General features: G+C 47.7%; 25 protein-coding genes. 14 read left to right on the forward strand and 11 right to left on the reverse strand.

Features of this window, described 5'->3' with window-relative positions; translation table 11 throughout:
- Window positions 1–6 precede the first annotated feature (6 nt).
- Entirely contained in the window at window positions 7–612 is a 606-nt protein-coding gene (locus QUE66_RS04665) for a YqiA/YcfP family alpha/beta fold hydrolase (RefSeq protein ID WP_286224665.1), read from the forward strand.
- Here the strand turns inward: QUE66_RS04665 and QUE66_RS04670 are convergent.
- Window positions 609–1,469, reverse strand: coding sequence for a LysR family transcriptional regulator (locus QUE66_RS04670; RefSeq protein ID WP_286224666.1), 861 nt, complete (start codon window positions 1,467–1,469; stop codon window positions 609–611). The two genes, QUE66_RS04665 and QUE66_RS04670, sit on opposite strands and share 4 nt — an antisense overlap.
- Before the next feature lie 82 nt (window positions 1,470–1,551).
- Between QUE66_RS04670 and QUE66_RS04675 the strand changes: the two genes are divergently transcribed.
- Genes QUE66_RS04675 through QUE66_RS04700 form a run of 6 tightly spaced genes read left to right on the forward strand, consistent with a single transcriptional unit; the run spans window position 1,552 to window position 6,236 of the window.
- Window positions 1,552–2,283 carry a succinate dehydrogenase/fumarate reductase iron-sulfur subunit gene (locus QUE66_RS04675; RefSeq protein ID WP_286224667.1) on the forward strand — a complete coding sequence of 244 codons (732 nt, stop codon included), beginning with the start codon at window positions 1,552–1,554 and terminating at the stop codon, window positions 2,281–2,283.
- Window positions 2,268–2,633, forward strand: a complete 366-nt coding sequence (locus QUE66_RS04680; RefSeq protein ID WP_286224668.1) for a succinate dehydrogenase — start codon at window positions 2,268–2,270, stop codon at window positions 2,631–2,633. The genes QUE66_RS04675 and QUE66_RS04680 overlap by 16 nt, the downstream gene beginning before the upstream one ends.
- Window positions 2,630–2,992: a succinate dehydrogenase, cytochrome b556 subunit gene (gene sdhC / locus QUE66_RS04685; protein ID WP_286224669.1), complete on the forward strand. Its 363-nt coding sequence runs from the start codon at window positions 2,630–2,632 to the stop codon at window positions 2,990–2,992. The genes QUE66_RS04680 and sdhC overlap by 4 nt, the downstream gene beginning before the upstream one ends.
- A gap of 12 nt (window positions 2,993–3,004) precedes the next feature.
- Window positions 3,005–3,880 (forward strand): fumarate hydratase, encoded by an 876-nt coding sequence (locus QUE66_RS04690; protein ID WP_286224670.1) that lies wholly within the window; start codon window positions 3,005–3,007, stop codon window positions 3,878–3,880.
- Between the two features lie 8 nt (window positions 3,881–3,888).
- Entirely contained in the window at window positions 3,889–4,497 is a 609-nt protein-coding gene (locus QUE66_RS04695) for a fumarate hydratase C-terminal domain-containing protein (protein WP_286224671.1), read from the forward strand.
- 17 nt (window positions 4,498–4,514) lie between these two features.
- Window positions 4,515–6,236 carry an L-aspartate oxidase gene (locus tag QUE66_RS04700; RefSeq protein WP_286224672.1) on the forward strand — a complete coding sequence of 574 codons (1,722 nt, stop codon included), beginning with the start codon at window positions 4,515–4,517 and terminating at the stop codon, window positions 6,234–6,236.
- A 47-nt stretch (window positions 6,237–6,283) separates the two neighbouring features.
- Here the strand turns inward: QUE66_RS04700 and QUE66_RS04705 are convergent, their stop codons facing one another.
- A complete protein-coding gene (locus QUE66_RS04705) occupies window positions 6,284–7,264 on the reverse strand; it encodes a Bug family tripartite tricarboxylate transporter substrate binding protein (RefSeq protein WP_286224673.1) in 981 nt (326 codons plus the stop codon).
- Between the two features lie 96 nt (window positions 7,265–7,360).
- Here QUE66_RS04705 and QUE66_RS04710 point away from each other — a divergent pair, with 96 nt between their 5' ends.
- From QUE66_RS04710 to QUE66_RS04730, 5 genes are read left to right on the forward strand one after another with little or no spacing between them, the layout of a single operon-like run.
- The gene (locus QUE66_RS04710; RefSeq protein ID WP_286224674.1) at window positions 7,361–8,296 is read left to right on the forward strand and encodes a hydroxyacid dehydrogenase; all 936 of its coding nucleotides are present in this window, start codon (window positions 7,361–7,363) and stop codon (window positions 8,294–8,296) included.
- A complete protein-coding gene (locus QUE66_RS04715) occupies window positions 8,293–9,303 on the forward strand; it encodes an Ldh family oxidoreductase (protein WP_286224675.1) in 1,011 nt (336 codons plus the stop codon). Before QUE66_RS04710 ends, QUE66_RS04715 begins: the two co-directional genes overlap by 4 nt.
- A 27-nt stretch (window positions 9,304–9,330) precedes the next feature.
- Complete coding sequence (locus tag QUE66_RS04720; protein ID WP_108508403.1) at window positions 9,331–9,612, forward strand: SAF domain-containing protein; 282 nt, start codon at window positions 9,331–9,333, stop codon at window positions 9,610–9,612.
- A 48-nt stretch (window positions 9,613–9,660) separates the two neighbouring features.
- Window positions 9,661–10,833, forward strand: coding sequence for a UxaA family hydrolase (locus tag QUE66_RS04725; RefSeq protein WP_286224676.1), 1,173 nt, complete (start codon window positions 9,661–9,663; stop codon window positions 10,831–10,833).
- A 44-nt stretch (window positions 10,834–10,877) separates the two neighbouring features.
- The gene (locus QUE66_RS04730; RefSeq protein WP_286224677.1) at window positions 10,878–11,597 is read left to right on the forward strand and encodes a GntR family transcriptional regulator; all 720 of its coding nucleotides are present in this window, start codon (window positions 10,878–10,880) and stop codon (window positions 11,595–11,597) included.
- On the opposite strand, the gene QUE66_RS04735 is transcribed toward QUE66_RS04730, so the two are convergent.
- The 3 genes from QUE66_RS04735 to QUE66_RS04745 are packed head-to-tail and all read right to left on the reverse strand — an operon-like array spanning window position 11,594 to window position 16,105.
- Window positions 11,594–12,550, reverse strand: coding sequence for a dimethyl sulfoxide reductase anchor subunit family protein (locus QUE66_RS04735; RefSeq protein ID WP_286224678.1), 957 nt, complete (start codon window positions 12,548–12,550; stop codon window positions 11,594–11,596). The genes QUE66_RS04730 and QUE66_RS04735 overlap by 4 nt on opposite strands.
- Window positions 12,550–13,200: a 4Fe-4S dicluster domain-containing protein gene (locus QUE66_RS04740; RefSeq protein ID WP_286224679.1), complete on the reverse strand. Its 651-nt coding sequence runs from the start codon at window positions 13,198–13,200 to the stop codon at window positions 12,550–12,552. The genes QUE66_RS04735 and QUE66_RS04740 overlap by 1 nt, the downstream gene beginning before the upstream one ends.
- A complete protein-coding gene (locus tag QUE66_RS04745; RefSeq protein ID WP_286224680.1) occupies window positions 13,193–16,105 on the reverse strand; it encodes a molybdopterin oxidoreductase family protein in 2,913 nt (970 codons plus the stop codon). Before QUE66_RS04745 ends, QUE66_RS04740 begins: the two co-directional genes overlap by 8 nt.
- Window positions 16,106–16,526: 421 nt before the next feature.
- On the opposite strand from QUE66_RS04745, the gene QUE66_RS04750 reads away from it, so the two are divergent.
- Entirely contained in the window at window positions 16,527–17,102 is a 576-nt protein-coding gene (locus QUE66_RS04750) for an HNH endonuclease (protein ID WP_286224681.1), read from the forward strand.
- A 35-nt stretch (window positions 17,103–17,137) separates the two neighbouring features.
- Entirely contained in the window at window positions 17,138–18,118 is a 981-nt protein-coding gene (locus QUE66_RS04755; RefSeq protein WP_286224682.1) for a DUF3108 domain-containing protein, read from the forward strand.
- Between the two features lie 3 nt (window positions 18,119–18,121).
- Here QUE66_RS04755 and QUE66_RS04760 read toward each other — a convergent pair whose 3' ends face one another.
- The 6 genes from QUE66_RS04760 to mltG are packed head-to-tail and all read right to left on the reverse strand — an operon-like array spanning window position 18,122 to window position 23,068.
- The gene (locus QUE66_RS04760; RefSeq protein ID WP_286224683.1) at window positions 18,122–18,607 is read right to left on the reverse strand and encodes an ion channel; all 486 of its coding nucleotides are present in this window, start codon (window positions 18,605–18,607) and stop codon (window positions 18,122–18,124) included.
- 51 nt (window positions 18,608–18,658) lie between these two features.
- Window positions 18,659–19,372, reverse strand: coding sequence for an ankyrin repeat domain-containing protein (locus tag QUE66_RS04765; protein ID WP_286224684.1), 714 nt, complete (start codon window positions 19,370–19,372; stop codon window positions 18,659–18,661).
- Window positions 19,369–20,157, reverse strand: coding sequence for a TatD family hydrolase (locus tag QUE66_RS04770; RefSeq protein WP_286222949.1), 789 nt, complete (start codon window positions 20,155–20,157; stop codon window positions 19,369–19,371). The genes QUE66_RS04765 and QUE66_RS04770 overlap by 4 nt, the downstream gene beginning before the upstream one ends.
- Before the next feature lie 11 nt (window positions 20,158–20,168).
- A complete protein-coding gene (locus QUE66_RS04775) occupies window positions 20,169–21,308 on the reverse strand; it encodes a DNA polymerase III subunit delta' (RefSeq protein WP_286222950.1) in 1,140 nt (379 codons plus the stop codon).
- 53 nt (window positions 21,309–21,361) lie between these two features.
- Window positions 21,362–21,997, reverse strand: a complete 636-nt coding sequence (tmk, locus tag QUE66_RS04780; RefSeq protein WP_286222951.1) for a dTMP kinase — start codon at window positions 21,995–21,997, stop codon at window positions 21,362–21,364.
- Between the two features lie 3 nt (window positions 21,998–22,000).
- Entirely contained in the window at window positions 22,001–23,068 is a 1,068-nt protein-coding gene (gene mltG, locus QUE66_RS04785; protein WP_286222952.1) for an endolytic transglycosylase MltG, read from the reverse strand.
- Window positions 23,069–23,114: the final 46 nt, after the last annotated feature.

Here is a 23,114-nt window from a genome sequence, read left to right on the forward strand (position 1 = left end):
GACACTATGCCCGATCATCCTGATCTGCTAATTGTCTATTTGCACGGATTTCGGTCCTCACCGAACTCCTCCAAAGCACAACTGACCAGGGATGCAATTGCATCCCTCGTTGAAAAAGGCAAATCCATTGACTGGTATTGCCCTCAATTGCCCCCATCACCCGCAGAGGCGATCGCGATGATCAAGGCAAAAATTGAAACAGTAAATCCCAAACGGATTAGTTTTATTGGCTCATCGCTTGGTGGCTTCTATGCAACTCATTTAGCCGAGCAATTTCCTAATGCGCGTGCTGTGTTACTGAATCCAGCAGTGCGAGCTGCTCGAGAGTTGGCACCTTATGTTGGGCAACTGACTGCCTATGACAGCGATGAGCCTTTTGATTGGCGCGCAGAGTATGTCGAACAGTTGCGTGCCCAGCAAGTCGAAGCGATCACCCATCCCGAGCGCTATTTACTGGTTGCAGCAACAGGCGATGAGTTACTCGACTGGCATGAGATGGTTGACTTTTACCCCAATGCGAACCATGTCGTAATTGAGGGGAGCGATCATGGCATCACAGAGTATCCTCTGTATTTAGATCGAGTGGTTCACTTTGCCAGTTATCTCGACTAAGAACTAGAATTAATCCCAGTTCTAAATTGTTCTTCAATCGCTTTGGTGATTTTGGTGCGGGCATGATTTTTTCGTTCAAGTAGGCCCACCCGACGATAAATCGTTTTACGGGGCGGATTTGCAATCACAATTCGTTTGTCTTTATCCCACTCAACATTGGCTAATTTTGGTACTACGGCATAGCCGAAGCCTTGGCGAACTAATTCAATAATGGCCTCAACCGAGTTAACCACCATGCTGTTGCGTATCTCTAAACCATTGACCCGAATAAAGCGATCGACTAGCTCCCCAGTCCAGGTTTTGGGTTCAAACCGAATGAAGGGGAGATTGGCAGGGTCCTTGCCTTTGGGGTATATCAAGATCATGGGCTCTTCATACAGCAAGGTCCAGCGAACACTTTTGGGTAATGCGTAAGGGGATTCAGTAACGATGGCTGCATCGAGCATGCCATCAATCACTTGTTGCAAAAAATCGCTCGATAGGCCGGTACTAATTTTTAATTCCAGACCTGGATACTCATCTTTCAAATGGTCCAATGTTTTACCAAACTGACCCATTAGGCTTGAGACCAAAGCGCCCACGGTAAGAGAGCCAGAAAGTCCCGTCCGAAATTGACTTCCGAGGGATTCATAGCGGGAGAGAATATCTTGGATGGGCTCAATCAGAGCGCGGCCTTGATTATTGAGGATTAGTGAGCGTTTATTGCGATCAAATAGCGTCACACCTAATTCGGCCTCGAGCTGTGCAAGCTGTTGTCCTGCAGCAGCGGGGGTCAAGCCAATTTCACGGGCCGCAGCAGCCACGCTGTTGTGACGCGTGATGGCGATGAAATTTTTAAGTACCCGGATGCTGGTCATTGATTCAATAGTAAATAATTTTTTTATCTCAATTAAAATACTATTCGATTTATTTTTTATTGTCTATCCCTATAATGCTTACATGAATCCAAGCATCCTCAAAGTAAAAGTCTGGCGGGGCACCGATGACGGTGAGTTCGTAGAGTACGACGTGCCACGTGCCGCCAATCAAACAGTATTGGACGTAGTTACCTACATCCAACGCAAAATTGACCCAACTCTAAGCTATCGATTTGCATGTCGTGTAGGAATGTGCGGCTCCTGTGCGATGACCGTCAACGGTAAAGCACGTTGGACCTGCCGTACTCATGTTGCCAAAATTGCAGATCAAAATACGCTTGAGATTGCGCCTCTCGATAATCTACCCATCATCAAAGACCTGGCCACCGATATGCGCGAGTTCTTTGACAAGATGAGTAAGGCGGTGGGTTACTTTAAAGGTGATAAAACCCGATTTGATGATTTTGCACAAGTCAAACCAGATTCAGAGGAGCGTCAATTGGCGAATGCTGGTATTGAGTGCATTGGTTGTGGGGTTTGCTACGCCTCGTGTGAGGTGGTCTCATCACGTGATAGTTATTTAGGTCCAGCCGCCCTCAATCGTGCCTGGACCCTAGTGAACGATGAACGCGATACCCAGCAACTGGATCGCTTGCGTGCGGTCGCTGGGGATGCAGGATGTCATTCATGCCATACGCAAGGTACCTGCTCAGAGCGCTGCCCTAAACAGATTGAGCCAACCGCTGGTATTGCAGGATTGAAAAAGATGGTTGGTCGTGCAGCAGTTAGGGGTAGCAAATGGGGCAAACTGTAATGACCAGCGGCGCGATTCTTCAGGCCAAACTTTGGTACTACCAACGGATCAGCGCCATGGTACTTACACTATGCGTTGCAATTCATCTGGTGATCATCTACTACGCAATACAGGATGGCCTGACTGCTGGAGAAATCTTGGCGCGTACGCGAGGTAATCTTGCCTTTGCTCTTTTCTATGAGATCTTTGTTCTGGCTTGCTTTGTTCATGCGCCCATTGGCTTAGCGAATATTCTGCGTGAGAACATCCAAAGCGCATTTCTGATTAGAGCGCTCCCAATATTGCTTGCGGCATTCATCCTGATCTTGGGAACGGCTGCTGTTATTGGCGTAGTGTGGGGTGCGCCATGAGCAAGGCGGGGCGTCGACTCGACTTTCGAACCAAGGCGCATTGGTCTTACTTTGCCTATTACCTGCATCGCGTCTCTGGACTCTTGCTAGCGTGCTTTTTGCCACTGCACTTTTTTTTCCTCTCGCGCTCCCTGTACGGAGAAGCGGAACTGGGACGGTATCTGCAGTTTACCGACCATCCCATGGTCAAGTTTGGTGAATGGGGACTGGTGACTTTGTTAGCCCTTCATCTAATTGGCGGCACCCGTTTATTGGTGATCGAGTTTGGAATCTGGAAAGGCCTTCGTAAGGCCTGGGTGCAGGTGACCTTAATTGGCTCCTTAATTAGTGGAGCCTTGTTTTTAATTCTTTCTCGCTAAGGCGAATCATTTATGGAACTGAACCTGCAACACGTTGAAGATGCATGCAAAGAGCTTTACATCCGGGCCCTGAAATTATTACCTGACGATATTAAAGAGGGAATTAACGATCTCAAACAGAAAGAGCGCGATGCTCGCGCGCAAGTGGTGCTGGGGACGATGGTCACGAATATTGCCGTGGCAGAACGTGAAGATAATCTGCTTTGTCAAGATACGGGATTGCCAATCTATAACGTTTGGATTGGTCGAGATGTTCAATTTGATGGAGTCCAGCTGAAGCAGGCGATTCGAAAGGGCTGTGAGCGGGCCACAACGGAATACCCCTTACGCTCATCCGTTGTGCACCCCATCACCCGAAAAAATAATCATACCTCCACTGGTATTGACATGCCAGCAATTCATATTGATTTTATGGATAAGCCCGGCGTGATTGAGATTGAAATGATTCCCAAGGGCAGTGGCTCGGAGAATAATTCGTTTCTGAAGATGGCCATTCCAGCTGAAGGAATCTTAGGAGTTAAAGCATTTGTCATTGAGAGCGTTGTCAACGCTGGCGGTAAGACCTGTCCACCGACCATTGTTGGTGTTGGGGTGGGCGGCACATCCGACCAATGCATGGCACTTGCAAAGCGCGCTGCTACTCGGCCGCTTGGCACTATTTGCAGTGATGCGGAAGGCGCCAAGTTGGAGAAGGAGCTAAGTACCGCAGTCAATCAACTCGGAATTGGTCCCCAGGGACTTGGTGGTGATGGTACAGCGTTTGCAGTGCATGTGGAATTGGCGGCTACGCATATCACCATGAACCCTGTTGCAGTCAATATGCAATGCCACTCGGCGCGACGCGCGCGGGCATCGATTGGATCACACGGTATTGAATACGGCTTTTAAGGAAGATCATGGCGCACTACAACCTAGCAACACCAGTCAGTGAGGGTGATATCCGCAAGTTGAGGATTAATGACACCGTTACCTTACAACAGACCTTATTTGGTATCCGCGATGCAACGCAAATTCATTTATTTGATCGGGGACGAAAAACTAAATTTGATCTTCAGGGGCATGCTGTGATTCATACAGCACCCAATGTTCGTAAAGTGCCTATTAGTTCTGAGTTCCCAGCGGGTTATGAGCCGATTTGCATTGGCACAACCACATCGGATCGAATGGAGCGGTTTACAGAACCTCTCATGCGGGAATACGGGGTTCGCATGATTGTAGGTAAAGGTGGCTTACGAGAATCATCCGCAAAAGCGTTTGAGCAGTTCGGTGGCGTCTATCTTGCCATTATTGGTGGTACTGCGGCTCTTGAGACTACCTGGATTGACCAAATTGAGGACGTGGATCTCGATGACCTAAACCCTGAATCACTCTGGAAGTTCAAAATTAATCAATTTGGTCCTTTGTTAGTGGCGATGGACAGCCACGGGGGCAGCATCTATCAAGAGGTGAAATCCGATGTTGCAAGTAACAAAGAAGCGGTACTTAAAAGCTTAGGCATTGTCTAAAGAAAGAGAAGGTTGGTATGCCATCGATTGAAACCATTCAAACTGATATCTTGGTCCTAGGCTCCGGCGGGGCAGGTCTCTTTGCAGCTTTGCATGCGCATCAAGCCAACCCAAATTTGCATATTACGATTGCAGTAAAAGGTCTTTTGGGCAAATGCGGTTGCACCCGCATGGTTCAAGGTGGCTATAACGTTGCGCTGGCCGAGGGTGATTCGGTTGAACGCCACTTTATGGACACCATCGAGGGTGGCAAATGGCTATCTGATCAAGAGCTCGCTTGGACCTTGGTGACTAAATCGGTTGAACGAATTCATGAGCTCGAGAATGAGTTAGGCTGCTTCTTTGATCGCAACCCTGATGGCACGATTCATCAAAAAGCATTTGCTGGACAAACCTTCGATCGTACGGTTCATAAGGGCGATCTCACTGGAATTGAAATCATTAATCGCCTAGCAGAGCAAGTTTGGGCTCGTGGAATTCATCGCTTAGAGGAACATCGTGCGATCGAATTAATTAAAAGCACCGACGGTAAAGCAATTGCTGGAGTATTAATGCTCAATATGCGCACTGGTCAATTTGTGATGGTGCGTGCAAAGGCAGTCTTATTGGGAACCGGTGGCGGCCCCACGATGTATAAATACCATACCCCATCGGGTGATAAAAGCTGTGATGGATTGGCCATGGCCCTTCGAGCAGGATTGACGCTGCGCGATATGGAAATGGTGCAGTTTCATCCAACTGGAATGTTGGCTGGCCCCAATACGCGTATGACCGGAACGGTTTTGGAGGAGGGCTTACGAGGAGCGGGTGGTTACCTACTAAACGGTAATCAAGAGCGCTTTATGGGTAACTACGATCCACGCAATGAGCGCGCCACACGTGATATTGTCTCGCGCTCGATTTACTCCGAAATGCGCGCTGGGCGGGTTAGCCCAAATGGTGGGGTTTATATTCAGATGCATCATCTGGGGCCCGACAATGTTCGTAAATTGTTCAAAGGAATGGTCGAGCGTTGTGCCGACTCGGGATTTGATTTGGCAGGAGGATTGGTTGAAGTTGTTCCCACCGCCCATTACATGATGGGTGGGGTGGTGTTCCACGCGGACACTAGTACGGATCTGCCTGGCCTATTTGCTGCTGGTGAAGATACCGGTGGCGTACATGGTGCGAACCGATTGGGCGGCAATGGTGTTGCAAACTCTACAGTATTTGGTGGGATTGCCGGCGATACGATGGCGCGCTATGTATCCGATCGAGAGTTCTTGGAATTTGATCCCGTAATGATCGAACAAAGTATTGCGATGCATCGCAAACCACTAACACAAGCCCAAGGGGATATTGAGTTCATTCGCGATGAGTTGGCTGATTGCATGTGGGATCAGGTGGGTATCTTACGTAATCGCAAGGATTTAGAAGCGGCCCGGGAACGCTTAGATCGCTTAGATCAAATGTTGCAAACCATGGGAGTGGGTGATACCAACCCTGCATTTAATCTTACATGGCAGGATTGGATGAATTTACGTAATCTATTGCTAGTTAGCAAAACTGTTGTAGGGGCTGCCATCGCTCGCGAGAACTCTCGGGGGGCGCATTATCGTGAGGACTACCCTGAAGAAGGCGACCTGGAGACTTCCTACTATACGGCTGTGCAAATGGTTGGCGATCAATTAACGATCGATAAAAAACCCGTGATATTTAGCATGGTCAAACCAGGTGAAACCATTTTGGTGGAGGCATAAAAAAAGCCCAGATCAACTGGGCTTAAGAGATATGAAGGGTTTTATTGTTATTGACTTAAATTGCGAGCCTTCACAATCTTTTCCCAGTTTGCACCTTCTTTTTTAATCTGAGCTGCGAATTCTTGTGGTGTATTAAGAACCGGGGTTAAGCCAGCACCTTCAACGCGTGCCTTGAACTCAGGGTTCTTAAAAGCTTCTAGAGTTGATCGATAAATTTTGTCGACAATCGCGTTGGGTGTGCCAGAAGGGACCACCAAACCAAACCAACCCGTGTTTTCAAAACCAGGAATTGTCTCTGCAATGGTAGGTACGTCTGGTAATTGTGGAACGCGTTTCGCACTGGTAACGCCCAGAGGACGAATCTGCCCCGATTTTGCAAAGCCAGTCGCAGCAGTTAAGTTACCCACCATAAAATCAATTTGACCAGCAACCAAGTCGTTTAATGCTGCAGATTCACCCTTGTAAGGAACGTGGGTGGCATTGATGCCAGCAGCATAGGTAAAGTTTTCACCCGCCATATGCACTTGGCTACCAATACCTGCAGAACCAAAGTTGAGGTTCTTGGTTTTAGCCAATGCAATTAATTCCTTAACGTTCTTCGCAGGTACCTTTGGGTTCACCGATAGAAGCATTGGGCCGCTTGCGACATTGGTTACAACCTTGAAATCCTTGTCGTAATCGATTGGCAACTTCTTATAAAGGTAGGGATTTACGGTCAACATACTGCCTGAAGCCAGCATGATGGTGTATCCATCGGCAGGGGACTTAGCTACTAAATCCGCAGCGATATTGCCTCCCGCACCGCCTTTGTTCTCCACAATCACGTTTTGTTTCCACTCGGTGCTTAATTGCTGGGCCAACAAACGACCCAAAATATCGGTGGTACCACCAGCAGCAAAGGGAATCACAAGCTTTACAGGCTTATCAGGCCAGCTTTGCGCCTGAATCGAAGGGCTTGTGAACGCGATCGAACTGGCCGCCACAAGACCCAAGGCAAACTTCATACGACTAAGTACGGTTTTATACATACTGATCTCCTTGGTTATCTATCTTCTGATCCATTTAATCACATATTCGATCGGCCGCCTCTTGCAAGAGATCTAAGTCATCTATATGATATGGATATGTCTAATATTTTCATCTCGGAATTCATTACGAGTCAAGCCCTAGAAACCCTTAAGGCTCGGCATACAGTTATTTATCAGCCAGATGCCTATCAAGACCCAAAGCAAATGGCTGATTCCTTGGTCAGCGCCGATGCCTGGATTGTGCGAAATCTAAGCAAAGTATCCAAGGACTTGGTCGATGGGGCCAAGCAGTTGAGGGTGGTTGGTCGCTTGGGCGTTGGTCTTGAGAATATTGATTTACATGCCTGTGCTGAGCGAGGCATTCGGGTGATCCCGGCCACCGGTGCGAATGCTGAGTCGGTAGCCGAGTATGTGCTTGGTACTGCGATGGCACTCATGCGCTCGTATCGCGAGGCCACGTTAGAAACTCTCGCAGGAAAATGGCCCAGACCGACTTACTCCAAATGCCACGAAATTGCTGGTAAAACAATTGGCATCGTCGGATTTGGGAGTATTGGTCGTGTCGTTGCTGAAAAAGCACTCGCGCTGGGAATGCGCTGCATTGCCTACGATCCTTTCATTAAACAATCCTCTATTGCCATAAAGGGTGGGGATGTCGTAATGCGCTCGCTATCGGAAGTACTTGCAAACAGCCAAATTGTTAGCCTGCATCTGCCATTACTCCCTGAGACTAAGGGTCTATTCAATCAGGGTTTGCTCAACCAGATTCAAGAAGGCGCTTATCTAATTAATACAGCTCGTGGCGGCATTGTGGATGAGCTTGCGCTCGCACAGTCTTTGAAATCCGGCAAGCTCGGTGGAGCAGCGCTAGATGTGTTTGCGCTTGAGCCAGCAAAGGACCTTAGTCATTTTATTGGTGTGCCGAATTTAATTCTGACGCCACATGTAGCGGGCGTCACTGAAGAGAGTAATGATCGGGTGAGCACCATGATTGCCCAAGAAGTAAATCTATTTTTGGAGAAGAATACGTGAGTCATTCATTTCAGGAGCTAGTGCAACTTGCCTATCAGGGTTTGTGTGCCGCTGGAGTTAAACATGATGCAGCAGCAGATACTGCCTTATTTTTAGCCTTAGCAGAGATTGATGGATTAGCCTCTCATGGCCTAGCACGGGTTGCGCAGTATTCGGGACATGCTAAACATCAGCGAATTAATACTCAAGCAGTCATTAAGACGCATCCCTATAAATCTGCGGCAGCATTAGTTGACGGTCAAGATGGTCTTGCATTTCCTGCGCTGAAGTACGCAACAGATCTTTCAGTCAATCTTGCACATCGCAATGGCGTTGGCTTGGTGGCAATTAAGAACACCCATCATTTTGGTGTCGCGGGTCACTATACAGAAGCCGCAGCTAGAGCTGGATACATCTCGATTTTGCTCGGTAACACCCCTGCGGCAATGCCGATGGCTGGCGGCACCAAAGCGGTCTTCGGAACCAATCCACTGGCTGCTGCCTTTCCAGTTCAGGGCAAGGATCCTTTGGTCATTGATATGTCACTCTCTGCAGTGGCGCGAGGCAAATTATTAGTGGCATCCAAAAAAGGGGAGTCAATTCCATTGGGTTGGGCTCTAACTGCTCACGGCCAGCCCACCACCGATCCGAATGAAGGTCTTAAGGGTTTAATGGTTCCGCTCGGTGGTGATAAAGGTGCGTTATTGGCACTCATCATCGAACTACTTGCAGTTGGTTTGTCGGGAAGTCAGTACTCCTATGAAGCTGATAGCTTCTTTTCAATGAGGGGTAATAAGCCACGATTAGGTCAGCTCATCATCACGATTGATCCTGGTCTTCCTGGAAAAGGCATCTACCGAAACCGCGTGCTCGATTTGCTCAAGACGTTCGCAAGTGATATGGGTGTGCGATTACCTGGACAACGTCGCTTTGCCGTACGCCAAAAGGCAATGAAGGCTGGGGTTATGGTCAATGAAGCAGTATTGCAAGAGATTCAGAATGGCATTCAAAGCCGTTGGAATAGTTAATAAGTCAATCTTTAAAGGAGAGAAAGCATGATTCACTTTGTCGTACATGAACCCGGAGATGTGGTGGGTGTCGTAGTAGTGGAGGGCGTGAAAGCTGGTAATGACCTAACAGGTTGGGTGATGGACGGCGATACCACCCTGAACATTAAATCCGAGAGCGATATTCCGATTGGTCACAAGATCTCATTAAAAGATTTAAAGGTCGGAGATACCGTGATCAAGTACGGAATTGACATTGGCAAAGTAGTCGCCCCAATTAAAAAGGGCGAACATTTGCACGTTCAAAACGTTAAGACAAAGCGCTGGTAATCGATTAGCCAACTGATTAACTAATTTTTTGATTGAGAGAAAGAACAAATGATTGATTTGAAAAAAGCGACCTTTATGGGATATCGTCGTGAAAATGGACGGATGGGTATTCGTAATCACGTAATTATTTTGCCCCTTGATGATTTGTCGAATGCAGCCTGTGAGGCGGTAGCAAACAATATCAAAGGCACCATGGCAATCCCACATCCTTATGGGCGTTTGCAGTTTGGTGCTGATCTGGAACTCCATTTCCGTACCCTGATCGGCACTGGCTGCAATCCCAATGTGGCTGCAGTTGTGGTGATTGGAATTGAGCCACAGTGGACCAATACCGTAGTTGAGGGGATCAAGAAATCAGGTAAGCCTGTTGAAGGATTCTGGATTGAAGGCAACGGTGATACAGCGACCATTGCTGCTGCAAGCAAAGCTGCCTACAAGATGATGAAGCACGCATCGAAGTTACAGCGTGTCTCTGCACCCTTGTCTGAGCTCTGGGTCTCTACCAAATGCGGTGAATCCGACACCACCTCAGGTTGCGGTGCCAACCCGACCGTTGGCAATGCCTTCGATAAGCTCTATGACATTGGCTCTACTTTGGTGTTTGGTGAAACCACTGAGTTAACCGGCGGTGAGCATCTAGTAGAAGCGCGTTGCCGTACCCCTGAAATCAAAGCGAAATTCAAACAAGTCTTTGATCGTTACCAAGATGTGATTGAGCGTCACAAAACCAGTGATCTTTCTGACTCACAACCAACCAAAGGAAATATTGCCGGTGGCCTAACAACTATTGAAGAAAAAGCACTAGGTAATATTCAAAAGATTGGTAAAAAGTGCATGATTGATGGCGTATTGGATAAAGCCGAAACCCCAACTGGTAAAGGTCTGTACTTTATGGACTCCTCATCAGCGGCTGCTGAGATGGTGACCCTATGTGCAGCCGCCGGGTATGCAGCCCATTTTTTCCCAACCGGACAGGGCAATGTGATTGGTAACCCCATTCTTCCAGTGATTAAGCTATGCGCGAATCCAAAAACAGTGCGTACGATGTCTGAGCACATTGACGTCGATGTTTCTGGAATCTTGCGCCGCGAGGAAAACATGGATACCGCCGGTGAGAAATTATTAGATTGCCTCTTGCGAACTGCGAATGGCGAGCTAACCGCTGCTGAGATTTTGGGTCATCGCGAGTTTGTTCTCACTCGCTTATACGAATCGGCCTAATTTGTCCCATGGGTCATTCAGACTCCTGAGTGGCCCAGATTCGTATGAAAGCAATTACTGCATATCAAGAAGTGAAACAGAAGATCACGGGCGATATCGTCCGTGGTCGTTACTTTATGGGCGAGGCCCTGCCTGCTGAAAAAGAGTTGGCAAAGGAGCTGAAGGTATCGATTGGCACGCTCCGCAAAGCAGTGGATGAACTTGTCTCAGAAGGTATTGTGATTCGACGGCAAGGGAAGGGCACCTTTATTGCCGAGCATGACGAACAGCGCTTGTTGTATTACTTCTTTCATGTAATTAAGCATGACGCTGACCACAAAAAATATCCAACGGTTGAATTAGTCTCGTTCCAAAGTGCAAGCGCAAATAGCGAAGAAGCAAAAAAGCTTCAACTAAATGAGGGTTCGCCAGTATGGCGGATTGTCAATCGCCTCTCACTTGATGGCCAATGTGTCATCGTCGATCGACTTACGCTCAGCAAAGAGCGATTTCCAACCTTGACTCGAAGTGCTTTTCAGCATCGTGAGGGCAGTATTTATCAGTTGTATCAGGCCCAATATGGACAAGTGGTTGCGCGAACCAGTGAGCGATTACGAGCCGGTGCAGCAAGTAAACAAGATGCTGAATGGCTTCACTTAAAGGTTGGTGACCCCGTAATTGTGATTCGTCGTCTAGCGATTGGAATGCAAGACGAGCCGATTGAGTGGCGAGTCTCAACCCTAAATACCCAGCATTACGAGTACTTCAGCGAACTAGGGACTTAAGCAATACGCTGGTAATACAGATTTTGTGGGTGGTTGGATTCAGCAAAAAATAGCCAGCGCTCTGCAATTAGACCAAGCAGATGCACTAAAAACGCTACGATAATTAAATTTAAGCTAGCTTGGCTTGCCGCAAATACCAGTAGGGTGACAGGAAGCAGATAAGCCCCAAAAAATGCCAGCTTGCGAACATTGGCAACAAAGAAATTGGATTGCTGATGAAAGAACTCACGCGTATTAAAACTACCACCCATCATCCCCATCGAAATTTGTCGAACGGGGCCTTGCTGGATTCCAGTCGCCGACTGCAAGGTTGATTTTGGCTTAAGGCTGCGATTTCGTTTCCAGATCCAAAGTTTCAGAGTGAGCGATAGCAACAATAAGAATCCGGTAAAACCAGTCACACCAGCAATGTTTTGAGAGGTGACGATAGCTTGTTCAGGGAGCCATGCTGACCAAATGGTAAATAGGGTCATTAGCAAAAACCATCCTGAAGCAAACCCAAGTGCAATGAAATTAACCATGGTCATCGGATGGGCCCACTCTTGAATAAACCGAATGCATTGGTAAATCATGGCAGTGCACACCCATAGAAGAACTGCAAAAATACCGAGTAACAACCACAGCCAATTGGGAATCGCACCCATTTGCCAGGAGTAAATATAGGCTAGAACTGTGAGGGCGATGAAACTTGGCAAAACTAACACCTCACGCGAGAGCCAGGAAGTTCTCCACATCAAAATGGCGCGCCATGCACGCTCTGGGTGCCCCAGATGAAAAAATGAGGCGAGCAATCCACCAGCCAATAGCAATAGCACGATTGGAAAAGCCAGGTAGTTCATGAAGTGACTGGGTAATGGATCACCTGCTAGATGCAAAACGAGAAGACTCATCACCATACCCTGAGCCATACCGGCCATACCGGTAAAGAAGATGAGTGAGAAAGCGGGATGCATTAGTTTTCTGCCTTTACAGCTGCAATGGTTTCAGTAATCGAACGGGGCAAGTAGTGATTGGCTGGTTGGGTCTGCCATTCAGGCATTAAACCGTATCCACCTCGTTGGGCAATCGCCTTACTGGCATCTGACTCTGGATCATGTACATCACCAAAGATCCGAGCGCTGGTTGGACAAGCTAAAACGCAAGCTGGCTTACGCTCTGACTCTGGTAGGGTCTCGCTATAGATGCGATCGACACATAAGGTGCATTTGGTCATCACCTGCCGGTCCTCATCGAGCTCACGAGCTCCATACGGGCAAGCCCAAGCACAATACTTACAACCGATGCACTTGTCATAATCAACCAGCACAATGCCATCTTCTTTGCGCTTATAGCTAGCTCCGGTTGGGCAAACGGGCACGCATGGTGGATCCTCACAATGTAAACAGGATTTCGGGAAATGCACGGTCTCCATTTTTGGAAATACACCAGCCTCAAACGTTTGGACCCGATTAAAAAAGGTGCCGCTGGGATGAGCGCCGTAAGGATCTTGATCGGTCATCGGGCCAGCTGATCCCTGCGTATTCCATTCTTTGCATGAGGTAACGCATGCATGGCAGCCCACGCACACATTTAAATCAATTACGAGTGCTAACTGTTTACTCATTCGGCTTCTTAATTTCGTACGATGATAGTTTGAGCATGCCAGGAACTTCTTTGGCTTGTGCCGCTGGCCAAGTATCTAGATTTTCACTTGATCCAGCAGGGGATATCTTGACGCGCACATCGTACCATCCCGCTTGACCAGTAATCGGATCTGAATTGCTGACACGGAAGCTGCTCTCGCGTGTGCCCATGGGCAGCTCTTCGGTAATTAAATGATTAAGCAGGAAGCCCTTCTTAGACTCATCCGCATTGGGATCAAGATGCCATGCGGATTCTGCTTTACCAATGGCATTCCAAGTCCAAACAGTCCCCATTTCAACAGCCTGGGTATGACGGGCCATGCAGCGTACTTTGCCCCATTGGGATTCCACCCAAATCCAAGCGCCGTCCTCAATACCATGATCAATGGCCGTAGCTGCATTAATAAACAGGAAGTTATGACTGTGGATTTGTCGTAACCAGGCATTTTGTGAGTCCCACGAGTGATACATCGCCATCGGCCGTTGTGTAATGGCGTTGATGGAGTACTCGTCTAAATTAGTAACCGCATCCTCTAAAGGTGGATACCAAAAGGGCAGCGGATCAAAAAATTGGATGATCCGTTCTTTGAGGTGATCCGGCGGTACGCGACCGGGGCGTTGGCCTTTGGCAGCCAGTCGAAACTGTTGAACAATATCTGAATACACCGCCAAAACAATCGGATCGTTCTTTTGGCGTAAGGCGTTGGCTTTGGCAAAGTCTAAATAGCCTTGGTTCCAGTTACGCATGTATTGATGTTCGGGGGGCATGCTGTAGTGAAAAACACAATTATTTTCTTGGTAGCGCTCCCATTGGTTGGGATTCGGTTCACCACGAATACTTTTATCACCATCCTTGCCGCGCCAACCCATTAAGAACCCAATACCTGAATCGGGTGCCGTCTGGAAGTTGGTAATGAAGTCGGGATAATCCTTGAACTTTCTTTGTCCATCCGCGGTTGTGAACGCAGGGAACTTTAAGCGGGAGGCAAGCTCAATTAAGACATCTTGAAAAGGTTTGCATTGTCCGGTCGGCGGCAAAACTGGGATACGTACTGAATCGCATGGCCCGTCAAATTCAGAGATAGGGCGATCCAACATACTCATTGCATCGTGGCGCTCAAGATAGGTCGTGTCAGGAAGCACGAGATCAGCAAAGGCCACCATCTCCGATTGAAATGCATCACAAATCACAAGAAATGGAATCTTGAACTGTCCATTTTCATCTTTAGCATTGAGATGCTGTCTAACTTCCATGGTGTTCATCGTGGAGTTCCATGACATATTGGCCATGAAAATCATTAAGGTATCAATCGAATAGGGATCGCCTTTGACAGCATTAGTAATAACGTTATGCATCAATCCATGAGCGGCTAAAGGGTGCTCCCAGGTATAAGCCTTGTCAATACGTAAAGGCTTACCATCCTGATCAAGTGCCAGATCTTCTGGGCGAGTTGGCCAACCAAGCGGTGCTTTTGCTAATGGCGTATTGGCTTGAATATCGTTTTCAGAAGAGGGCGGTTTGATGTTCGGAGGAATCTGGCGAGGGTAGGGGGCTTTATGACGAAACCCACCTGGACGATCAATGGTGCCGAGTAGAGTCATTAATACAGCTAAGGCACGCGTGGTTTGAAAGCCGTTGGAGTGTGCAGATAAGCCACGCATCGCATGAAATGCCACAGGCCGTCCGGTTACCGATGTATGCTGCTGACCAAAGGAATCGGTCCAAGCAATTGGTAATTCAAATGATTGCTTAAATGCGGTGTGCGCCATTTCCTTGGCCAGTAAGCGAATGCGTGCCGCTGGAATCGAGGTAATTTTCTCGGCCCACTCGGGCGTGCAAGTCTTAACTTGACGACGCAATAATTCAAATGCAGGCGCAACCCGCTTGCCCTGATGGGGGCCGGGACCCATGACATACTCGCCTGATAGGGCAGGGTCGACATCATTTGCAAAACAGGCTTTTGCAGCATTGCTTTTGATGTCCCAAATGTATTTGTTATGAGGAATGTCGGTATTAATTGGATCCGACTCAGGATCAAATAAAAATAATCCTTCTTCAGGACCCGCATCAAGACAAACCAACTGCGATGAGTTGGTATACCGCTTTAAGAATGGATGATCGACTTGATTGGATGCAATTAACTCATGCATCAAAGCCATGAATAGCGCGCCATCAGTACCCGGTTTAATTGGAATCCATTCATCAGCGATCGCTGAATAACCAGTTCGTACGGGATTAATTGAAATGAATCGCCCACCATTGCGCTTGAACTTCGACAACGCAATCTTCATTGGATTGCTATGATGATCCTCCGCAGTGCCAATCATCACAAATAATTTGGCCCGCTCTAAATCAGGACCGCCAAACTCCCAAAAGCTACCCCCAATGGTGTAAATCATGCCCGCGGCCATATTGACCGAACAAAAACCTCCGTGGGCTGCGTAGTTAGGAGTGCCAAATTGACGAGCAAATAAGCCTGTAAGAGCTTGCATTTGATCGCGTCCAGTAAATAGCGCAAATTTTTTGGGATCGGTTTCTCGGATACCTCGTAAACGATCTTCCAAAATACTAAAGGCTCGTTCCCAAGTGATTTCTTCAAACTCCGATTGGCCGCGCTCTGAACCTGGCTTACGTAAGAGTGGCTTCGTGATCCGCGCAGGGGACTTCTGCTTCATGATGCCCGATGCACCCTTGGCACAAATGACCCCCTGATTCAGCGGATGATTTGGATTGCCATCAATATAGACCAGTTCGCCATCCCGCAAATGCGCTCGGATGCCACAGCGGCAAGCGCACATATAGCAGGTCGTGGTTTTGACCTCAGTCGCCGGGTTTTGCGAATGAATCGGATCGTGAACTGGTTGGGAGGATAGGAATTTGAACATGCAGCGACTTATAGTTATCTCTGAATTGTAGCGACATTTCAGTGAATTCACAGGTATTACAGCACCATTTGTTTTATAAATTCATGATTGAAATCAATGATTTGAAGATATTCTTGGATAGTTACCGTAAAGCTCATTTTATGAGCCTTTAATGAACCACAATGATCTCTCAAAACAAGGAGAGTGTCATGAAAAAACTATCGGAATGGATCGTTTGGTTGGTATTCGCAGAGCGTCCTGGGGAGTGGGGTCGTAAAGAATGGGTTTGTAAACGATTTGAGTAGAAACCAAGCTCTTTCCAGCAATTACTCATAAATCCTCTGGGGGCTTGAAAAACGTCATCTTTTTATAGGAAACTTAGACTATATTAAGAGTTATCAGGCGTGCCATGGCGCTAAGACCATGACAGAGAGGAGGAGTGGTGCTCAGCATTTTGAAGTTGGATGCGGGCGGTATCCCCCAGTGCTGGATAGATGCTGAGGATGCAACCCGACATTATGCGGATGACAGCGTTTCATGGACGCTGGGTGAACCTGTCGCCATCATGCGTGGTGGCATCTCTCGTTTAACCGGCCAACAATCGATCATTGAGCTGCACTCCATCATTGCTGTTAAGGGCTCTGCAAAAATAAATTTGTTTGATGTGGTTCCAGCCATCACGAAACGCAAGCTCTATCGACGTGACCGCGGCCTATGCGCCTATTGTGGCTGCCGAATCTCAGAGCACGATGCTGAAGCAGAGCATATTGTTCCCAACAGTAAAGGCGGTAGCTACACCTGGATGAACCTAGTTGTCTCATGCCGTCCTTGCAATCAACGCAAAGGTAATCGTACGCCCGAGAGAGCGGGGATGAGCCTTCTCTACGCCCCTTATACGCCTAGTTTGTACGAAGATATGATTTTGAAGGGCAGAAATATTTTGGCAGATCAGATGGATTTTCTGGCTGCCAATCTGCCGAAGGATAGCCGCATCTTGCAAGACCCATTTTGGGTCTAATTGATTGCAGTAGCAATCGTTCGCTGAGTCTTTTTATGAATGGTTTGCGCTTACTCAAACCGCGTACGATTGTGCTGTTTGCAATCACCATATCGGTATTGGTCCATCTTTACATATTTGTTGGGTTTCCCAGTTTTTTATTCTCTAAGGCGGCTCCATTAGAAGATGTGACCGTCGCCGAGCTGCGTGTCGAGCCTGTTAAAAAAGTTCAGTTAAGTAAACCGGCCGCACCTGAGCCAACCGTGCGGGATCAAAGCTCAAACGCAGTGGGCGATGGCGCGATCATTGAGTCCGATGGCGGGAACGGTGCAGGGCAAGTGGAGCAAGAAGGTCAGGCTTTTCGAGTTCCCGATCCTGGTATTTATTACTACGATGCCTATCTCGATGGCCAATACTTGCAAACGGCTTCAATCGAGTGGCAATTTGATCCAAAACTTGGCTATCGATTATTCATCAATATTCCCTATGCATTTGTTGGGCCATTTATCTTTGAATCCCGAGGAAAGATTGATGCCTACGGATTGGCCCCTGATTTTTATGTGGAGCACCTTGGGAGCCGGCCAGCACGATTTACCCGATTTGATCGCGATGATAAGGGGGGAGGGAAGTTATTCTTCTCTCAAAAGCCAGATCAATTAAAAGATATTCCACCTGGCACCCAAGATCGTTTCAGTCTCATGATGCAGCTTGCATCACTGCTGGCGGGCAATGATCAGATTGATGAAAAAGGTACCGTGCGAGAAGTTCCAATTGCTAATTTGGATACAGTGGAGACCTGGCGCTTTCAAAGCCAAGGTGAAGAATTATCGGATGCAGTATCGACTCTAGGACCCACGGTCCTGCGGCACTACAAGCGCTTACCTGTCAAGGAGATGGACCACAAGCGCAGAAATGACATATGGTTAGTGAAAGATTTTGGCTGGATACCGGGTAGGGTGCGCCTGGAAAATGAAAAGGGTCGAACCTTTGAACTATTTCTAAAGCAAGTCGACCCAATTGCAGATTTGCCCAAGTAAAACTTATTTGACCGTTTTCTTACGAATAATCTGACCAATCATATTAAAGAGCACCGCCCCAGACATCGAGGCAGCAAATATTCCGCTAAAGGCAACAACGATCGGTAGAATTTTCCAGTTATCCGGTAATGGAAAGCTTCCATACCCAACCGTGGTGTACATCTCGCCAGCAAAGTAAAAAGCGTTCGTATCGATCTCAAAAATCTTCAGTGCAATTAGTGCGTAGGACCACACCACAATATCAACTAAATGGGTCGTCAACACCAGGCCAACAGCAATCATATAGAACGGGATCGACAGCCAAAAGATATTGCGCTTATCCGCCCAATCAATCAGCACTTGGTAAATCTTGCCAATTAATAGAATCAGTAGTGCATGAGCAACTAGCATACCGATCGCGGTCATAAAGACTACGGTTAGCTGGTCTGGGAAGCTTTCACCAACTTGCCGCGCCAGAGTAAAGAAGTTTGGAAGGGATGACATCGCCATTGAATGTTATATGTTATTTGACATAATAATGATTATACGCAAATATGATATCTAGCCCTTAGGCTGGGATTCCACGGCTACAGGCTTTGGACCCCCCTCATATTTGGTTTTATAGAGCTTTTCCCAACGCGAACGCAGACCTCTCGATATCTCTTCTTGATTGAATAAATCTGCAACATCTATGGCACTAAAGCCTTGGTGATTGCGAATTTGCAAATCAGCGCCACGATCAAGCAATAGTCTTACTAGCTGAATATTCCCAGATCGCACAGCCATCATCAGTGGCGATGTATCACTATCAGACAAGGCGTTTACCTGAGCACCTTTATCCAACAGAAACTCCGCAACTTGCAAATGACCATTAGTACAGGCGTAATGCAGTGGCGTCCAACCCGTTTTATTAATCGTAGCGGCCCGCTTATCAACCAGGGTCTTAACCTCAGGTAGCAGCCCATAAAGCGAAGCCATCATTAGAACGTTTTCACCCGAGAGGTTCGGTTGGTCGACATCCAAATTCTTAAGAGTAAGAAGGTAATCGAGGGTGGTACGCGAGTTCTCTCGCACTGCGTAAACCGAGATCGGATTGCCGCCGCGAACGAGCAAATTGGGGCTTACGCCGTCTTGTAGGAGCCTTTTCACTTGCGCAAGGTCGTCAAATTGGACAGCGCGCGCCATTCGATCGGCCTGCTCTTGAGATTGGGCAATAGCAAAACCTGAGATAAAGCTTAGGGCGGTAAGAGCAATAAAACTGCGACGTAGCATCATGAATAACTTCTATTTAATTGAAAACATTGAAAAAAATTATCTGTAGTTTGCTTGGCAATGCGCTCAACTGATTCACCACGCAATTGAGCAATATAGCTCGCCACATGCGCTACCCAGGCAGGTTCATTGGTTTGGCCGCGGTGCGGTACGGGAGCCAAATAGGGTGAATCGGTCTCAATGAGCAATCGGTCTAAAGGCAAGGCCTTACAGGTTGCCTGAAGATCCTTGGCATTCTTGAAGGTCACGATTCCAGAAAACGAGATATAAAAACCAAGTTCAATTGCTGCCTTGGCCACTTCATAAGACTCTGTGAAGCAATGCATCACACCACCAATCGCATCAGCGCCCTCCTCTCGCATGATTCGCAAGGTATCTTCTGAGGCCGAACGCGTATGAATAATCAAAGGCTTTTTGGCAAATAAGGCAGCGCGAATATGAGTCCGAAAGCGTTCGCGCTGCCACTCCAATGATTCATAGGATCGATCACCCATTCGGTAGTAATCAAGCCCGGTCTCACCAATCGCAATGACTTTATCGTCTTTGGCTTCCTCAACTAAAAACTCAAGCGTTGGCTCGGGGGTTTCCTCATAATCCGGGTGAACGCCAACCGAAGCAAATAAATTTGGATAAGTGTGGGCGAGTTGCTTCACCTTGGGAAAATCTGGAATGTCTACGGAGATGCAAAGCGCATGACTCACATTGGCGCGCATCATATTCCCCAAAACCTCGGGAAGGCGATCTTGGTATTCTGGGAAGTCGAGATGGCAGTGCGAATCAATAAACATAACAACTAATTTTAGTCTGCAAAGAGCTGTTGATATTGCAAGAGCATCGATTCCATTTGAACCCGTGTGGACAAGGGGTGATTCTCGTGACGACGAGCGAGCGTTAGGGTTGACCACAATCGCTGAGCTTTTGCCAATTGCAGTTGGGACGCTAGTTGCCCGATGAGTTGGGCGTGCCGGCGGTAGTAGCGCACCTCCCCTAACTGGCGAGATAATTGCAAATCAAACAGCCAGCGTTGCATACACATTAATAAAGCGGAATACGGGGCTTTTTGAACCTTCTCTGCGCATTCCAAGTAAGCAATCTGAGGCCCTTTGCTTAAAGCCTCTAACAACACTCTCGTGGCATGGATGGCAAGACCAATGCCATCCTTATCATCGCCGAGATGCCTTACCAAAATCTGATCCTTTGCGCTTAGCGGTGCACCCGCATGCTCATCGATCGTAGCTTCCAGTTCCTCGGTTCGAACCGTATCAGTCAACAATAATTTCAGCTCAGATTGCAACCAATCAAGCGCCACATCCCGACTTGGTTTTGGTAAGGCAATCAGTTGGCAACGTGACCGTATGGTTGGTAGCACTCGATCAATGCGGTCGCTCACCAGAATAAAAATTGTGTCGGGATTGGGCTCCTCCAATGATTTGAGCAAGGTGTTGGATGCATCCTCTCGCAAACTTTCTAAGGGATAAATTAAAATGATGCGTTTGCCACCCCGGTGCGAACCAATATTGATGCCCCCAAGCGCCCCTCTCACCTCGTCAATTTTGATGAAAGCACTCTCTTTCTTTCCATCGCTATCGTCTTGGTTCTCAGAGGCCGCAGGGTCGATTTTTGGGCTTCCTTCCAGTTCAGCTTGGACCAAGCGCCCTTTTAAGCTTTGCGGTATTAAAGCAATAAAGTCTGGATGATTTCCAGTATCAAACCAACGGCATGCCTCGCAAGAATTGCAAGGCTTATGCCCTGTTGAGAACAAATCAGCCTCACACAGCAGTGCCTTAGAAAGCCAGCGGGCAAAATCAAATTTACCTATGCCCGGCTGCCCATGAAACAAAATTGCCTGGGGGGTTGCCTCCAAATTGAATGCTTTACCAAGCGCATCAAACCATGGCAATAGCTTCACTGATTCATGATGAATATTTTCTATTGGCATGGATTTTAGAAAAAACCTATCATGAAATTATTCATATAAATCAGTAATTTGCATCAGTAATTCAACTGAATTTCTGATAATTGCTTCCAGATCAGCTCTTGCGATTGCCGTGCATCAATCACCATAAAGCGGCCGGGATCGGCCTTAGCACGTCGCAAGTACTCATTGCGAACGTTCTCAAAAAAATGCAGATCCAAGCGTTCAAACTTATCGGGGGTTCTCGCCTTCGAGCGACGCTGCTCCGCAGTCTCGCCAGGTAGGTCAAATAAGAGCGTGAGGTCCGGCTGTATCAATTCAGCCCCCCTCCCCTGCACCAGAGTCTCAAGTGTATTTAAGGTATCGAGACTTAAACCCCTTCCACCCCCCTGATACGCAAAGCTGGCATCGGTAAACCGGTCCGAGATCACAATCTTGCCAGCCTGTAAGGCGGGCTCAATAACCTGAGCTAGGTGCTCACGTCTAGCGGCAAACATGAGCAAGGCTTCAGTCTCAATATGCATCGGCTCTTGCAATAAAAGTTGCCTGAGTTTTTCACCCAAAGGGGTGCCGCCTGGCTCACGAGTAATCACAACCTCATGATTGGGATAGCACTGCCCTAAATGCTTGGCAAAGGCTTCAAGGTGAGTACTCTTCCCAGCACCATCGATGCCCTCGAAGCTAATAAAAAAACCGGGACGATTGATATCCATTGGTTACTTTACCGACTTGGTAGACGATTGGGCAGGCAAGCGCTGATAGCGATCAACCGCAGCCTCATGCTCTTTCAAGGATGGAGAAAAATGACTACTGCCATTGCCCTTGGCAACAAAATACAGTGCATTGGTGGGAGCGGGTTGCGCAGCGGCAATTAGCGATTCTTTGGAGGGTATTGCAATCGGGGTTGGAGGTAAGCCATAGCGCATATAAGTATTGTAGGGAGTATCGCGGCGTAAATCGGTTTTTCGGATATTGCCATCAAATCGTGGGCCGATTCCATAGATGACCGTTGGATCAGTTTGCAACATCATGCCCTTTCTGAGCCGATTATGAAATACCCCAGAAATTAATCCACGCTCAGACGCTTGGCCAGTTTCCTTCTCAATAATCGAGGCGAGGATCAGTAATTGATACGGACTCTTTAAGACCCGATCATTCGGCTGGCCCTGCAGATAAAGATCCCATGCATTCGCTAATTGCTTTTGCATACCCACATACGCACGTTGATAAATACTCGAATCCAAATCATCGGGATCAAATACATAGGTGTCTGGAAATAACCACCCTTCTGCACTCGGCTGCGTTAGCCCTAAGAGCTTAGCGAGCTGAGCATCACTGAGCGAATTCGTTTGATGAGTTAGTGCTGGGTGCGCATCAATTGCTGCCCGAACCTGCCATATGGTCATGCCAGGAATAAGCTTCACAACCTCCCGAACTCGATCGCCCCGAGCCATTTGCAGCAGTATGCTGCCCAAGCTTGCATTGGCCGGAAACTCATAAGTGCCGGGCTTTAATGATGAAGCGACTCCAAGGGATCGAGCGCCGATTTGGAAAACCAAGGCAGGAACCCTAATTCCCTGGTCTTGCAGCTGGCTTGCGATCTTTGAGACCCCGGATTTCGGTAACACCTTAAACCGCACGGCAGCATCTTCTACCTTGGCCTGGCTGGACAAAGCAGATTTGGGTGGCACCACGCCCCATGTGAATAAAGCAAGGTAATACAGGCAAATAATGCCCATGAGCGATACAAGACCAATGCCCAGTAACCGTTTACTTAGAGCCATGGCAAGAAATAAGGAATTCGATGATTTAGAAAGTTTTTGCACATAG

The organism is Polynucleobacter sp. HIN6, from assembly GCF_030297575.1.
Taxonomy (GTDB): Bacteria; Pseudomonadota; Gammaproteobacteria; order Burkholderiales; family Burkholderiaceae; genus Polynucleobacter.

What these genes read in the sequence shown, in the direction of transcription:
- QUE66_RS04740 (WP_286224679.1), bottom strand. Translation starts at nt 13,200, where the DNA reads ATGAGTAAACAGTTAGCACTCGTAATTGATTTAAATGTGTGCGTGGGC.
- QUE66_RS04765 (WP_286224684.1), bottom strand. Translation starts at nt 19,372, where the DNA reads ATGATGCTACGTCGCAGTTTTATTGCTCTTACCGCCCTAAGCTTTATC.
- QUE66_RS04680 (WP_286224668.1), top strand. Translation starts at nt 2,268, where the DNA reads ATGGGGCAAACTGTAATGACCAGCGGCGCGATTCTTCAGGCCAAACTT.
- QUE66_RS04670 (WP_286224666.1), bottom strand. Translation starts at nt 1,469, where the DNA reads ATGACCAGCATCCGGGTACTTAAAAATTTCATCGCCATCACGCGTCAC.
- QUE66_RS04755 (WP_286224682.1), top strand. Translation starts at nt 17,138, where the DNA reads ATGAATGGTTTGCGCTTACTCAAACCGCGTACGATTGTGCTGTTTGCA.
- QUE66_RS04775 (WP_286222950.1), bottom strand. Translation starts at nt 21,308, where the DNA reads ATGCCAATAGAAAATATTCATCATGAATCAGTGAAGCTATTGCCATGG.
- sdhC (WP_286224669.1), top strand. Translation starts at nt 2,630, where the DNA reads ATGAGCAAGGCGGGGCGTCGACTCGACTTTCGAACCAAGGCGCATTGG.
- QUE66_RS04705 (WP_286224673.1), bottom strand. Translation starts at nt 7,264, where the DNA reads ATGTATAAAACCGTACTTAGTCGTATGAAGTTTGCCTTGGGTCTTGTG.
- QUE66_RS04770 (WP_286222949.1), bottom strand. Translation starts at nt 20,157, where the DNA reads ATGTTTATTGATTCGCACTGCCATCTCGACTTCCCAGAATACCAAGAT.
- QUE66_RS04710 (WP_286224674.1), top strand. Translation starts at nt 7,361, where the DNA reads ATGTCTAATATTTTCATCTCGGAATTCATTACGAGTCAAGCCCTAGAA.
- mltG (WP_286222952.1), bottom strand. Translation starts at nt 23,068, where the DNA reads ATGGCTCTAAGTAAACGGTTACTGGGCATTGGTCTTGTATCGCTCATG.
- QUE66_RS04725 (WP_286224676.1), top strand. Translation starts at nt 9,661, where the DNA reads ATGATTGATTTGAAAAAAGCGACCTTTATGGGATATCGTCGTGAAAAT.
- QUE66_RS04700 (WP_286224672.1), top strand. Translation starts at nt 4,515, where the DNA reads ATGCCATCGATTGAAACCATTCAAACTGATATCTTGGTCCTAGGCTCC.
- QUE66_RS04695 (WP_286224671.1), top strand. Translation starts at nt 3,889, where the DNA reads ATGGCGCACTACAACCTAGCAACACCAGTCAGTGAGGGTGATATCCGC.
- tmk (WP_286222951.1), bottom strand. Translation starts at nt 21,997, where the DNA reads ATGGATATCAATCGTCCCGGTTTTTTTATTAGCTTCGAGGGCATCGAT.
- QUE66_RS04735 (WP_286224678.1), bottom strand. Translation starts at nt 12,550, where the DNA reads ATGCATCCCGCTTTCTCACTCATCTTCTTTACCGGTATGGCCGGTATG.
- QUE66_RS04675 (WP_286224667.1), top strand. Translation starts at nt 1,552, where the DNA reads ATGAATCCAAGCATCCTCAAAGTAAAAGTCTGGCGGGGCACCGATGAC.
- QUE66_RS04720 (WP_108508403.1), top strand. Translation starts at nt 9,331, where the DNA reads ATGATTCACTTTGTCGTACATGAACCCGGAGATGTGGTGGGTGTCGTA.
- QUE66_RS04760 (WP_286224683.1), bottom strand. Translation starts at nt 18,607, where the DNA reads ATGGCGATGTCATCCCTTCCAAACTTCTTTACTCTGGCGCGGCAAGTT.
- QUE66_RS04690 (WP_286224670.1), top strand. Translation starts at nt 3,005, where the DNA reads ATGGAACTGAACCTGCAACACGTTGAAGATGCATGCAAAGAGCTTTAC.
- QUE66_RS04665 (WP_286224665.1), top strand. Translation starts at nt 7, where the DNA reads ATGCCCGATCATCCTGATCTGCTAATTGTCTATTTGCACGGATTTCGG.
- QUE66_RS04730 (WP_286224677.1), top strand. Translation starts at nt 10,878, where the DNA reads ATGAAAGCAATTACTGCATATCAAGAAGTGAAACAGAAGATCACGGGC.
- QUE66_RS04745 (WP_286224680.1), bottom strand. Translation starts at nt 16,105, where the DNA reads ATGTTCAAATTCCTATCCTCCCAACCAGTTCACGATCCGATTCATTCG.